Origin of the sequence: Bordetella genomosp. 7 (assembly GCF_002261415.1) — a bacterium.
Classification (GTDB): Bacteria; Pseudomonadota; Gammaproteobacteria; order Burkholderiales; family Burkholderiaceae_B; genus Bordetella_A.
In genome coordinates this window covers 28,364-40,834 of record NZ_NEVI01000020.1, presented here as the reverse complement: position 1 = coordinate 40,834, position 12,471 = coordinate 28,364, and the positions used below count along the sequence as shown (strand labels likewise).

Here is a 12,471-nt window from a genome sequence, read left to right as displayed (position 1 = left end):
GAGCCGGATCGACGGCCGCGCACGCAGCATAAAAAAATCGCACACAAAGGTGCATCGCTACCCCACGGGTGGAGTCCTGGAGATTGGCCCCGGTGTCGGTAAGCGCTGAGCCAGCCTGGTGAGCCGGCTATATTGTTGCGCGGCCCAAGTAGGCCGGCTTGATGTGTTTCAGCAAAATGCCGGGCCGCTGTACGCGGCCTGTTGATAGGCGCCCCGATTGGCTTGTGCAGCCTGGAACGCCTGTAAAGATGCGTAAGTATAGGGACATAGAGCAGTCCTGTCCACCCGCCGGCCAGTTGCGTGGGCCGCTTTCATGTGGGCATCAATGGTCGGGCGCGCCGAATTTCTGGGCATACAGTTCGCGCGCCCAGTCTATAAAAACACGCACGCGGGGCGACAGTTGCCGGTGCGATGGATACAGCACAGACACGGGCATGTCGGGGCAACGCCATGCCTGCAAAACTTGCACCAGCCGACCCGCATTCAGGTGTTCTTCAAGGCGGAAGCGCGGCACCTGTATCAGGCCGCAGCCCGCCAGCGCGGCGCTGGTGTAGCAGTCGGCATCGCTGACCTTTATCCAGCCGCTGGATTCGAATTCGGTAACTTTGCCATCGATGATCACGGTGAACGGATAGCGGTTGTCGTTGCCGCGCGTAAAGAATCCGATGCCATGATGCGCTTCGAGTTCGACGGGGTGCTGCGGCGTGCCGTAGCGTTCAAGGTACGCCGGGCTGGCGCAGATGATTTCCGGCATGCTGGCCAGCTTCCTGACCACCAGCGATGAATCGCGCGGGTGGCCGGCGCGCACCACGCAATCGACGCCTTCTTTTACCAGGTCGACCAGCCGGTCGCCGCTGCTGAGCACCACGTCGATGTTCGGATAGCGTTCCCGGAATTCGGTGATGTGCGGCAGAATAATCGCAGTGGCATGCGCGCCATGCACGTCCAGCCGCAGCGTGCCGTGCGGGTTGGCCACGTGCGTGCTGAGCGACGTTTCGGCGTCTTCCAGTTCGGCCAGCACACGCTTGCTGCGTTCGTAGAAGGCCTGGCCGTCCAGGGTAGGCCTGACCTGGCGCGTGGTGCGGTCGAGCAGCCTGACGCCCAGGCGGCTTTCCAGTTGCTTGATCGCATGCGTGGCCGTCGCGCGCGGGATGTCCAGCACTTCGGCTGCTTCGGTGAAGCTGCCCAACTCAACAATGCGGTTGAATAACTGCAAGGCGGCGAAGCGGTCCATAGGTGTCAGTCGTCGCGTAAATGGGCGAAAGCCAATTGCACCCGATGCCGCGGTTGGCGGTCAATGGGCAGAAAGGCCCGATCGGCGGGCGCGCCGTCAGGCAAAGCCGCCATTGGCACGCAATACTTGTCCGTTGATCCAGCCGCCGTCGGGGCCTGCCAGGAACGACACGGCGTTGGCGATGTCTAGCGGAGTGCCCAGCCGTTGCAAAGGCACCATGTTGGAAAGCTCCGCGATCTGCGCCTGGCTCTTGCCTTCCATGAAAAGCTCGGTGGCTACCGGGCCAGGCGCCACGGCGTTTACCGTAATGCCGCGGCCGCGCAGTTCGTTGGCCAGCACGTGCACCAGCCCCTCGACGCCGGCCTTCGATGCGATATAGGCGCCGTAGTTGGGAAAGGCCTTGGCAATGACGCTGGTGGATATCGCGATGATGCGGCCGCCTTGCGTCAGTTCCTGCGCTGCCTGGGCCAGCACCAGGAAGGCGCCGCGCAGGTTCGTGTTGACCATCCGGTCGAATACGTCGACGTGGTCGGGCGATATCGGCGCCAGCGACATGACGCCGGCGCTGTGCACGATGGCGTCGATTGCGCCAAGGGCACCGTGGGCTTGCCGGAACAGCCGCCGCACGTCATCGCCGTTCGAGACATCGGCCTGCACGGCCACCGCCTGTCCGCCTGCCGCCCGGATGTCGGCCACCACGTCGGCCGCGCTGGCCTGGTTGCCCGAGTAGTTCACCACCACTCGATAGCCGTCCTGGGCCAGGCGCATGGCGATCGCCCTGCCTATGCCGCGCGAGGCGCCCGTAACAATCGCCGTGCGTACGGCGGGGGTAGAAACTGGGGTAATGGGCTTGGTCATCATTGAGCTCCGTCGAAGTGGGTATCGGTGCGCCGAGGAATTTGGTGCGATGGAGTCATGATGATCGTTTGGGTATATTGAATAAATGGGCTGAAATCGGCTGGAGAATTCAAAAATCGTTAATAATCGGGGCGTGTTAGGTGTTGCGTAGGTGTCTGACGCCATGAAGGGTGTGGTTGGCGCGGTGGGGTGTCTGACACCTTTCGGAGTCAGACACCTGGAGAGGTTGGTGCGGTGCTGCGGTATACCGGCGCTGCGGTGTCTGACTCCGAAGGTGTCTGACACCGCCTCTGATGAATGGCGTGGGTGGCGCGGTGGGTGTCTGACACCTTTTGGAGTCAGACACCTTGAATGAAGTGTTTGGGGTTGCATGGGGTGTCTGACCCATGAATGGTGTGGTTGGTGCGGTGGGGTGTCTGACACCTTTCGGAGTCAGACACCTGGAGAGGTTGGTGCAGGGCTGCGGTATGCCGGCGCTGCGGTGTCTGACTCCGAAGGTGTCTGACACCGCCTCTGACTCGTCTCTGGCCCCACCTGGACACCGCCTCTGACTCGTCTCTGGCCCCACCTGGACACCGCCTCTGACACGTCTCTGACCCCGCCTCCGACTCGCCTCGGCACCGCCTCGCGGCATCGCAGCACGGGGTGGCGGCGCGGGCCGTACTATGATGGCGGGCCAGCTTCCTGGGCGCGATTGCCGCAGGGGCTGTGATGGCGGGTATGCATGGAGAGCCCCATGACGACTAGTGGATCGGCAAAATTTTCAGAGTCGCAGATCATGCACTCGGCGATTTTCAAAGACCTGACCACCTTGCGCATCTTCGTGCGCACGGTAGAAATCGGCAGCTTTTCTGAAGTGGCGCGGCGCATCGATGTGACGCCCGCCATGGTAAGCAAGCGCATCGCCACGCTGGAAGCTGAAGTCGGGCAGCGGTTGCTCAACCGCGATACCCGTCGCCTGGTCGTCACCGAAGCAGGCGAACGCCTGTATGCCCATTGCATGCGGGCACTGATCGAACTGGACCACGCTGCCGAGGCCCTGGCCGGCATGCAGCACACGCCCAGCGGCTGCCTGCGCCTGACGGTGCCGGCCATGCTGGGCCGCGCCTTCATCGCCCCGCAGATTCCCCGCCTGTTGAAGACCTATCCCCAGCTTTCCGTCGAGATCAACTTTTCCATGGAGAAGGTCGATCTCTATGAAGCGCGCATGGACATCGCGGTGCGCATCGCCGACTCCATCGACGCCGGGCTGGTGGCGGTGAAGCTCGCGCCCTATGTGCGCGCCTTCTGTGCTTCGCCCGAATATCTGGAACGCCATGGCACCCCGCAAGTGCCTTCCGACCTGATCAACCACAATTGCCTGATCACCAAGGGCCTGACCATGACGTCGCGGTGGCCCGTGTGGCAAAACGGCGAGATCACGCATGTAAGCGTCAAGGGCAACCTGCTTGCCGATAACGGCGAGGCGGTGCGCTACGCATGCCTGGAAGGCATAGGCATCATGATGGCGCCCCGCTGGCTGCTGGATGCCGACCTGCGCACTGGCCGGCTGGTCGAAGTGCTGGCCGATTTCGTGCCCCGCAACCGGGCCGTGTACGCGGTGCTGCCGAACCGGGCGGCGGGGTCGCTCAAGATCCAGGCGGGCCTCGAGTTCCTGAAGTCGTGCCTGTCGGGCAGCCAGGCGCCCGCGGATACCGAACTACGATCCGCTGCCCTGTAGGCTGCGCGAGCGGCGCTTTTCGGCCGCCACGCTATACAGGTTGCCGGCCAGTATCAGCGCTGCGCCGGCAAACAGCGACATCCTTACGGATTCTCCGTACAGCAGCGCCCCTATCATGGCGATGAAAGGCAGCCGCAGGAAGTCCAGCGGCACGACGATGGTGGCGTCGGCCAGCTTCATGGCGCGCGCCAGGCAGTAGTGGGTCACCAGCGAGGCCAGCCCCACTACGACGATCCAGTGTATTGCCTGCAGCGGAATGGGGCGCCAGTCGAACGCCGACGGCACGGCCGCAAGCGCCAGCTGCACCGCGCTCATGTAGAACAGGATGCACAGCGGGGTTTCGGTCGGCGTCAGCTTCTTGGTCATGACATACGTCAGGGCAAAGGCAACCGAACTGGCCAGCACCGCCAGCGCGGCGGGATGAACGGGCGCGCCCGCGGGCTGCACGATCAGCCATACACCGGCCAGGCCCAGCGCCACCGACACCATGCGCGGCGGCGTGATTCTTTCATTGACTATGACGGCGGCCAGAAGAATGGTCCACACCGGGGCCGTGAACTCGATGGCGATGACGGCCGCCATCGGTATATAGACCATGCCGTACACCCAGCCGTACTGGGCGCAGAAATGGCTGGCGTTGCGCACCAGGTGGCCGCGCAGCCGCCGGGTGCGCACCTGGCCCCATCCGGCGCGCCACAGAATCAGGCTGACCACCAGCAGCCCGCATGCGCTGCGAAAGAACAGTATCTGGAAGATGCTCAGGTGGGCGGCCAGTTCGCGCGATGCGACCGCCATGGCGGCCAGTGCGACCAGCGCGCCGCCCATCCAGGCGGCGGCTTGGGTAACCGGATGCATGCCAGGGTTGGCCATTTGTCTCCTCGTTTCCGGCCGTCGTGCGGCAGCGGCAATATGATTTTTGCCAGGATTATCCCACCGCGGCCCACGCCTGCCTTATTCCAAATGGAACAGGTGTTGTTACGTCGCGTGCCTTGCCGGCTTGCTTGCCGCAGGCCAACATAGCGCCAACAAAAAATGGCTTATGGAGACAAAGCGCATGAGCGAGCAGTGGCTGGACGCGGGCCCCGTCGATGACGTGGGAGAGGAATATCCATCATCGGTCGTGGTCGCCGGCAAAGAGCTGGCCTTGTATCGGGTGGGCGAAGAAATTTATGCCACCGACAACCTGTGCACCCACGGCAACGCCCGGCTGTGCGATGGCTACCTGGAAGGCTACGAGATCGAATGCCCGCTGCACCAGGGGCGGTTCGATATCCGCGACGGACGGGCGTTGTGCGCGCCCCTGACCACCGACGTGCGCACCTACCCCGTCAAGCTCATCGATGGCCGCATTTCGATAGGCATCGACTGATCTTTTAAACGGATCGGAACAATTGCTTTTCCTGGCCGCTCGTTGTTGGGGCGGCAGGGGTGCGACATACTCGACGCGACACATACATAAATAGACAGCGAGTCGACAAGAACTCGCATGCAACTTGGAGACAGTAGTGAAATTCGTCAGTTATCAGGCGACGCAGGGCTCGGACGCGGCGGCAGACTACGGCGTCCTGGCCGACGGCCGGATCGTGCGGCTTACGACGGCACAGGCTCCGAGCCTGCGCCACGCGCTGGCCCTGGAGGGGATAGACGGCCTGGGCAGGCGCGCCCGCGCCGCGCTGGATGCGCAAGACGGCGTGGCGGAAAGCGAAGTGCGGCTGCTGCCCCCCATTCCCGACCCGGAAAAGATCCTGTGCGTGGGGCTGAACTACTTCCTGCACGCCGAAGAAGCGGGCATGGCCGTGCCGGGCAAGCCATCCATATTCGTGCGTTTCGGATCGTCGCTGGCCGGTCACGAACAACCCGTGCTGCGGCCCAAGGTGTCGGAGCAATTCGACTACGAGGCCGAGCTGGCGGTGGTGATCGGCCGCCGAGCCTACGAGGTGACAGAAGAGCAGGCCATGGATTGCGTGGCAGGCTACACCTGCATGGCCGAGAACTCGGTGCGCGACTGGCAGCGCCATTCCAACCAGGCCACGCCCGGCAAGAACTTCGTGCGTTCGGGGGCGCTTGGCCCGTACCTGGTCACGCCCGACGAGGCCGGGCCGGTAGAGCAGATGCGCATCATCGGACGCCTGAACGGCGAAACCATGCAGGACGACCTGGGCAAGAACATGATCTTTACGGTTGCGCAGGTCATCGCCTACCTGTCGACCTTTACCGAACTCATGCCGGGCGACGTCATCGCCACCGGCACCCCCGCGGGCGTCGGCTTTACTCGCAAGCCGCCGCGCTACCTGCGGCCCGGCGACGTATTCGAAGTCGATATCTCGGGTGTCGGCGTACTGCGCAATTCCGTGGCACAGGCCACCTGACCGAGGGTTATCCATGCATCAATCCGCCATCTGGCTTAGTGAACAGGACGTTGCGTCGCTGGTCAGCCTCAACGACATCATCGACGAGCTCGAAGTGGGCATGCGCTCGCTGGGTGAGGGCAAGGGATTCAATATACCCAAGGCGCTGGGCACCATCGACGCCGCTTCGTCTATGCATTCGCTGGGGTCGGCGCTGACCGAAGCGCACGTATGCGGCTACAAGAACTGGATCAACACGCCACGCGGCGCCAAGGCCATGTTCGTGCTGTTCGACTCGCACGAAGGCCGCCTGCTGGCTTTCATGGAAGCCAACGTGCTGGGCCAGTTGCGCACATCGGCGATGACCGGCCTGGGCACCAGGTGGATGGCGCCGGAAGGCGTCGACGAAATGGCCATGGTGGGATCGGGCCGCCAGGCGCTGGCACAGGTGGCGGCGGTAAACCTGGTACGCCCGCTGAAGCGGCTGCGGATCTGGAGCCCCACCGCAGACAAGCGGCGCGCCTTCTGTGAACAGGTACGCCAGCAGTTTTCCATGGAAGTCATTGAAGAACCCACCCTGGAGCAGGCGCTGCGGGACGCTCCGCTGGTTACCACGGTGACACGCGCCACCACGCCCTTCCTGCATGCGGACATGCTCGCGCGCGGCGCGCATTTGAACGCGGTGGGGGCTATCCTGCCGGCCAACGCGGAGTTCCACCAGGACGTATTCAACCGTGCGAACATGATCGCCGTTGACGATGTCGCCAACACCCGCAAGGCCTCGCGCGAATTCATCGACCAGTTCGGCGACGGAGACTGGGGCCGTGTGCGCCCGTTGGGCGAACTCATTGCCAAAGGCGAACGCCGTCCCGGCGACGCCGATATCACCTTGTTCAAGTCGATGGGCATGGGAATATCGGACTTGTCGGTGGCGGCGTTGGCCTACCGCCGGGCCCGCGAGGCCGGCATCGGGCAGGAAATTCCATTAACTACCGGCGCCAGGCTGCGGTGGTCTTCCGCCCAGACGGCGCAAGCTACTTAAACAGGTTCAGAGGAGACAACGATGCAGTCCGACATTACGCTCGTAGACGTAAGCGGCCAGGGGCCCCGGCAGCAAGAGCGGTGGTCCACGGTGGTGCTGCCCAAGGCGCGCATCGACCAGGAAATCGAGCGGCTGGCGGATATCGCCCGCCCGTCGGACGGGCGTCGCGCGGCCGCGGTGAATCATCCGCAGAATAAAGGCCCCGTGCCCGCCTTCGCGCCCGGTATCGACGTGCATATCGTCGTGCTCAAGCCCGGCGAAGAAACCGTGGCGGCGTTGCGCAATTCCAGCCACGTGGACATGTGCATCCGCGGCACCGGCACCGTTGAAAGCGGCGGCAAGACGTTCCAGGTCGAAAAGTTCGACGTCTGGAACACGCCGGCCCTGCAGCCGGTGCGGTATCGCAATGACGGCAACGACCTGTTCGTCAGGCTGTCGTACAGCAATGCGCCATTGCTCGAACGCCTGGAAGTCCACTACGTCGAAGACGGCTCCGAATCGATTCCGCGCCCGCAAGGCGCAGCGGCCGAGTCGGCGGGCGGCGCGGTCCACAGCGCGCGCGACGCCGCCAGGCCCATCATTATCGGCAGCGACGGCGCCCAGATGCTGGGCTACGAATGGCTGGTGGATATCGAGAAGGTCGATTCGCGCATGCTGCACTGGCCCTGGAAAGAAGTCGCGCCGCACCTGGAAATCGTGTACGGCATGGACCTGCGCTACACCGGCCGCCACTTGTACGTGTTGTACAACCCGGCCACCGAACGCCGCATCGGCACGTCGCACAGTTTCTTTGCCACCATCGCCAAGCTGCCGCCGGGCAAGGTGGATATGCCGCACCGGCACACGTCGGCGGCCATCAACTACATCATGTGGGGGCACGGCAAAAGCGCGGTCAATGGCGAACGCATCCAGTGGCAGGAAGGCGACCTGCACTTCTCGGCGCCCGGCTGGTCGGTGCACAACCATGCGTCGCGCGAAAACGGCTTTGTGGCGCTTACCATCCAGGACCATCCGCTGCACATCGCGATGGAATCGCTGCTGTGGCAGGAAACCCTGAAGTCGCCGATTCTCAAGCTGGGCTCGGAATCGGGTGTGCAGACCAACCTGGCCGCCGTGGCGGGGTGACAGCCATGCTCAATCGTATAGCGCCTTTGCACGGAAGTTTGCCTGCCGGCAGCGAACTGTATGAACTCGAGAACCAGATCCGCCGCTTCTACGATGTGGTCGCGGCGCAGCTGGACGAAGACGACGTGGAAAGTTTTCCCGACCACTTCGTGGAAGATTGCCTGTACCAGGTGGTGTCGCGCGAGAACTACGCCGAAGACCTGCCACAGGCCACGATCTATTGCGACGGCATCGGCATGGTGCGCGACAGGGTGATAGCACTGCGCGAAACACAGGTATACGTGCCGCGCGTATGGCGGCATTTCATCAGCGGCGTTCGCGTGACGGCAGTGGAAAAGGACGGCATTCACGCCCGGGCCAACTTCCTGATTACCGAAGCCATGTCGGACATGGACCCGACCATATTCCTGGTGGGCGAATACCTGGACGTGCTGGTGCGAGACGGCGACGGGCTGAAGTTCAGGCAGCGGCTGGCGGTGTTCGACAACCACCACGTCACCCGCTCGCTGATCGTACCCGTCTAAGGCCTAGGAGACCGACATGCAACAGGAAAGTACTGTGGCTCTGGCAGACCGTCGTTGGCCGGATGCCGGCTGGACGCGCGTGCCGTACTGGGTTTATTCCGACCCCGCCATTTATCAGCAAGAGCTGGACACGTTCTTTTATGGCCCCGGCTGGAACTACGTGGCCCTGGAATGCGAAGTGCCCGAGCGCGGGTCCTACAAGCGCAGCTGGATAGGCGAGCGGCAGGTCGTGGTGGTGCGCGGCGACAATGACCAGATTCACGTATGGGAAAACCGCTGCGCGCACCGCGGCGCCCGGGTGTGCTGGAAGAACAAGGGCAAGGAAGAGTCGTTTACCTGTCCGTATCACCAATGGAACTTCGCGCTGGACGGCAAGCTCCAGGGTGTTCCGCTCAAGCGGGGCATGATGCGCCAGGGCGGCATGCCGGCCGATTTCGACAACGCCGATCACGGCCTGAAGCAACTGCGGGTGCATGTTGAAGGCGGGTCGATATGGGCCAGCTTTCACGAAAACCCGATTCCGTTCGAAGAGTACTGCGGCGAAGAGGTCATGGCCGGCCTGCGGCGCCAGTTTCCCGGAAAGAAACTGAAGCTGCTGGGATACAACCGCCAGCGTATCGCCAGCAACTGGAAGCTTTACTTCGAAAACCTGAAAGACCCGTATCACGCGACGCTGCTGCACTCTTTCCTTATTACGTTCGGCCTGTGGCGCGCCGACACTCAGTCGGAAAGCATTCCCACCGGCGAAGGCCACAGCATCATGGTGTCGCGCAACGTAGGCAAGAAGCGCAACGAAGCGGCCGCCGAGATCGCGCGATTCAAGGAAGAACTGGAGCTGCACGACCGCGACACGGTGACGCCGCGCCCGGAGTTCGAAGACGGCAAAGTCGTGGCCATTACGCATTTCCCCACCGTGGTGGTGCACCAGCAAGCCAATACCTTTGGCATGCGGCACGTCATTCCCAAGGGCACCGGCTCGTTCGAGCTGGCCTGGACCTTCTTCGGATACGAGGACGACGACGATGAAATGACCCGCCTGCGCGTGCGGCACGCCAACCTGTATGGGCCGGCCGGCTTTGTCGCCATGGAAGACGGCGAGGTGCTCAGCGAATCGCAGTTGGGCGCTCACCATTACGGGCACCGCGCCGCCGTGGTGGAAATGGGGGGCAAAGATGTGGAAAAACAAGACCACATGGTCACCGAGGTGCTGATACGCGCCTTCTATAAACACTACCGCGCGGCGATGGGGTTGTGATGCAACATAGCCAGGCGCCTACCCCGGCCCAGGCCGGCGCCAGCTGGCCCGCGACCTACACGCGGGTGGTGCTGGCGTCGCGGCCGGCCGGCCTTCCACAGCCCGACAACTTCAGGGTAGAGCAGAGCGCCGCGCCGGCACTGGATGCGGGGCAGGTGCGTGTGCGCAACCACTATCTGTCCATCGACCCCTACATGGTGGGACGCATGTATGAAACGCGGTCCTATGCGGCCAGCACCGGCATCGGCGAGATCATGCCGGGCGAGACGGCCGGGCAGGTGGTGGAATCGCGGCACCCCGGGTTCGCGGTGGGCGAATACGTCGTCGGCCCGCTGGGGTGGCAGGAGCAGGCGGTTTCGGATGGCCAGGGCCTGCGGCGCGCAGACACCTCGCGCGCGCCGCTGCAGGCTTACCTGGGGGCGCTGGGCATGACGGGGGTTACGGCCTGGTATGGCATGACGCAGATCTGCCGGCCCGAGCACGGCTCGACGGTGGTGGTCAGCGCCGCGGCGGGCGCCGTGGGAGGCGTTGCCGTTCAATTGGCCAAGGCGCGCGGCTGCCGCGTGGTGGGCATCGCTGGCGGCGCGGCCAAGTGCGCCTACGTCACCCAGGTGCTGGGTGCGGACGCCTGCGTCGATTACAAGCGGGAACTGTCGAGCCAGTCCCTGACCGACGCGCTTGCCCGCTGCGCGCCTGATGGTTTCGACGCCTGTTTCGACAATGTGAACGGGTGGGTGCTGGACGCCATACTGCCGCGCATGAACCTGCACGGGCGCATTGCGCTGTGCGGAATGATTGCGCGTTACGGGCAGGCGCCCAACCACCTTGCAGCGCATGGTTACCTGCTGATATCGAGGCTGCATGCGCAGGGGTTCATCGTCTGGGACCACGTCGACCTCTGGAGCCAGGCGGTGGATGAGCTCGGCGCGCTGTTCGACGAAGGCCGGCTGCGCTACCAGGAAACCATCGCCCAGGGCATCGAGGCGGCACCCGGCGCCTGCATCGGCCTGCTGTCGGGGCGAAACACGGGTAAACAGCTCGTCAGATTAATAGATGACCAATAGACGGCTATTCATTTAACTACCAAGAGCCAGGATGGAGACATGGAAAAGCACAACATCACACAATCAGGCCTGACACGGCGGGGGTTTATAAAAGGGGTAGGCGCGGTGGGCGCGGCCAGTCTGTTCGGCGGCATGCCGCCGGCAGTGCTGGCGCAATCGCGGCAGCCATTGAAGATCGGCGCGCTGAACTCCTATTCGAAAGTGTTTGCGGCGCTGGGTAATGCCAACGTACGCGGCATGAACCTGTACTTCAACGAAATCGGCAACACCATTGCCGGACGCAAGATCGAAGTCATACGCGAAGACGACGAGATCAATCCGCAGGTTGGCCTGCAGAAACTGCGCAAGCTGGTGCAAAGCGACAACTGCGACATCATCACGGGTATCCAGGCCAGCAACGTCGCCATGGCGGCCGTGCAGTACCTGCGCCAGAGCGGGGCCTTCATGCTTTGTTCGGGCGCGGGCCTGGTAGACCTGGCGTTCACCGGCCTGCCGTACTTCTTCCGGTGCTCGGTCGACACCTATCCCCTGCATTCGACGATGGGCGAATGGGTGTACGACAACGTCACCAAGGAAATCGTGCTCAGCGCGTCGGACTTCGCGGGCGGCCGCGGGTCGCTCAAGGAGTTCAAGGCAGGGTTCACCGGGCGGGGCGGCAAGATCATCAAAGAGATCTACCCGCCGCTGGGCAACAACGACTTCAGCCCTTATCTTGCCGACATCCGCAACATCGACCCGCCGGCGACCTTCAGCTTCTACGCGGGTACCGACGCCGTGCGCTTCGTCAAGCAATACGACGAGTACGGGCTGAAAATGGCCGTGCCCATGACGGGCTCCGGGTTCATGCTGGACAGCGACACTCTGCCGGCGCAGGGCGCCTCGGCGCTGGGCGTGCGCAACGCGCTGCATTATGCCGATACGCTGGATAACGAAGCCAACAAGAAATTCGTGGCCGGCTACCGCGAGGCGCACAACGAGTATCCCAGCGTGTATTCCGAGTACGGCTACGTGGCGGCGCGCGTCATCCACGCCGCGCTGGAAGCCATAGACGGCGACGCATCCGACAAGGAAAAGCTGCGCAAGGCCATGCTGGAAGTGAAGCTGGCCGCGCCGCGCGGGCCCTTCAGCTTCAATCCCAAGAGCCAGGGCCCTGTCCACAACATCTATATACGCGAAGTGGCGGAAATCGACGGGCGCATTACCAATAAGGTGATCCACACCGTGGAAAACATCACCGACCCGGCCGAGCGCCCAGCCTGATCGGCCACGGCCCGCGCGCCGGCCCGGCTGGGCCGGCGTCC

12 protein-coding genes are annotated in these 12,471 nt (G+C 63.5%); 9 read left to right on the top strand and 3 right to left on the bottom strand.

The window, feature by feature from the left end; genetic code table 11:
* Nucleotides 1-322: 322 nt before the first annotated feature.
* Nucleotides 323-1,234, bottom strand: coding sequence for a LysR family transcriptional regulator (locus CAL18_RS16180; RefSeq protein ID WP_094818319.1), 912 nt, complete (start codon nucleotides 1,232-1,234; stop codon nucleotides 323-325).
* Nucleotides 1,235-1,330: 96 nt separating this feature from the next.
* On the bottom strand, nucleotides 1,331-2,095 hold the full coding sequence (locus CAL18_RS16175) for an SDR family oxidoreductase (protein ID WP_249278426.1): 765 nt from the start codon (nucleotides 2,093-2,095) through the stop codon (nucleotides 1,331-1,333).
* A 733-nt stretch (nucleotides 2,096-2,828) separates the two neighbouring features.
* Between CAL18_RS16175 and CAL18_RS16170 the strand changes: the two genes are divergently transcribed.
* Nucleotides 2,829-3,812, top strand: coding sequence for a LysR family transcriptional regulator (locus tag CAL18_RS16170; protein WP_249276338.1), 984 nt, complete (start codon nucleotides 2,829-2,831; stop codon nucleotides 3,810-3,812).
* Here CAL18_RS16170 and CAL18_RS16165 read toward each other — a convergent pair.
* A complete protein-coding gene (locus tag CAL18_RS16165) occupies nucleotides 3,792-4,682 on the bottom strand; it encodes a DMT family transporter (protein ID WP_094797422.1) in 891 nt (296 codons plus the stop codon). The two genes, CAL18_RS16170 and CAL18_RS16165, sit on opposite strands and share 21 nt — an antisense overlap.
* Before the next feature lie 184 nt (nucleotides 4,683-4,866).
* On the opposite strand from CAL18_RS16165, the gene CAL18_RS16160 reads away from it, so the two are divergent.
* The 8 genes from CAL18_RS16160 (at nucleotide 4,867) to CAL18_RS16125 (ending at nucleotide 12,430) form a co-directional block, all read left to right on the top strand.
* The gene (locus tag CAL18_RS16160; protein ID WP_094818317.1) at nucleotides 4,867-5,181 is read left to right on the top strand and encodes a non-heme iron oxygenase ferredoxin subunit; all 315 of its coding nucleotides are present in this window, start codon (nucleotides 4,867-4,869) and stop codon (nucleotides 5,179-5,181) included.
* A gap of 136 nt (nucleotides 5,182-5,317) precedes the next feature.
* A complete protein-coding gene (locus CAL18_RS16155; protein WP_026641430.1) occupies nucleotides 5,318-6,181 on the top strand; it encodes a fumarylacetoacetate hydrolase family protein in 864 nt (287 codons plus the stop codon).
* A 13-nt stretch (nucleotides 6,182-6,194) separates the two neighbouring features.
* Nucleotides 6,195-7,202, top strand: coding sequence for an ornithine cyclodeaminase family protein (locus CAL18_RS16150; protein WP_094818316.1), 1,008 nt, complete (start codon nucleotides 6,195-6,197; stop codon nucleotides 7,200-7,202).
* A gap of 21 nt (nucleotides 7,203-7,223) precedes the next feature.
* Nucleotides 7,224-8,327, top strand: a complete 1,104-nt coding sequence (locus tag CAL18_RS16145; protein WP_094797421.1) for a cupin domain-containing protein — start codon at nucleotides 7,224-7,226, stop codon at nucleotides 8,325-8,327.
* Between the two features lie 5 nt (nucleotides 8,328-8,332).
* Nucleotides 8,333-8,851 (top strand): aromatic-ring-hydroxylating dioxygenase subunit beta, encoded by a 519-nt coding sequence (locus CAL18_RS16140; protein ID WP_094818315.1) that lies wholly within the window; start codon nucleotides 8,333-8,335, stop codon nucleotides 8,849-8,851.
* 16 nt (nucleotides 8,852-8,867) lie between these two features.
* The gene (locus CAL18_RS16135; protein WP_094818314.1) at nucleotides 8,868-10,106 is read left to right on the top strand and encodes an aromatic ring-hydroxylating dioxygenase subunit alpha; all 1,239 of its coding nucleotides are present in this window, start codon (nucleotides 8,868-8,870) and stop codon (nucleotides 10,104-10,106) included.
* Nucleotides 10,106-11,170, top strand: a complete 1,065-nt coding sequence (locus tag CAL18_RS16130) for an NADP-dependent oxidoreductase (protein WP_094818313.1) — start codon at nucleotides 10,106-10,108, stop codon at nucleotides 11,168-11,170. Before CAL18_RS16135 ends, CAL18_RS16130 begins: the two co-directional genes overlap by 1 nt.
* 39 nt (nucleotides 11,171-11,209) lie before the next feature.
* Entirely contained in the window at nucleotides 11,210-12,430 is a 1,221-nt protein-coding gene (locus CAL18_RS16125; RefSeq protein WP_094818312.1) for an ABC transporter substrate-binding protein, read from the top strand.
* Nucleotides 12,431-12,471: the final 41 nt, after the last annotated feature.

Bases quoted from the DNA above. Each gene is read 5' to 3' on its own strand.
- CAL18_RS16170 (WP_249276338.1), top strand. From the start codon at position 2,829: ATGACGACTAGTGGATCGGCAAAATTTTCAGAGTCGCAGATCATGCAC.
- CAL18_RS16165 (WP_094797422.1), bottom strand. From the start codon at position 4,682: ATGGCCAACCCTGGCATGCATCCGGTTACCCAAGCCGCCGCCTGGATG.
- CAL18_RS16135 (WP_094818314.1), top strand. From the start codon at position 8,868: ATGCAACAGGAAAGTACTGTGGCTCTGGCAGACCGTCGTTGGCCGGAT.
- CAL18_RS16125 (WP_094818312.1), top strand. From the start codon at position 11,210: ATGGAAAAGCACAACATCACACAATCAGGCCTGACACGGCGGGGGTTT.
- CAL18_RS16130 (WP_094818313.1), top strand. From the start codon at position 10,106: ATGCAACATAGCCAGGCGCCTACCCCGGCCCAGGCCGGCGCCAGCTGG.
- CAL18_RS16140 (WP_094818315.1), top strand. From the start codon at position 8,333: ATGCTCAATCGTATAGCGCCTTTGCACGGAAGTTTGCCTGCCGGCAGC.
- CAL18_RS16175 (WP_249278426.1), bottom strand. From the start codon at position 2,095: ATGATGACCAAGCCCATTACCCCAGTTTCTACCCCCGCCGTACGCACG.
- CAL18_RS16145 (WP_094797421.1), top strand. From the start codon at position 7,224: ATGCAGTCCGACATTACGCTCGTAGACGTAAGCGGCCAGGGGCCCCGG.
- CAL18_RS16160 (WP_094818317.1), top strand. From the start codon at position 4,867: ATGAGCGAGCAGTGGCTGGACGCGGGCCCCGTCGATGACGTGGGAGAG.
- CAL18_RS16180 (WP_094818319.1), bottom strand. From the start codon at position 1,234: ATGGACCGCTTCGCCGCCTTGCAGTTATTCAACCGCATTGTTGAGTTG.
- CAL18_RS16150 (WP_094818316.1), top strand. From the start codon at position 6,195: ATGCATCAATCCGCCATCTGGCTTAGTGAACAGGACGTTGCGTCGCTG.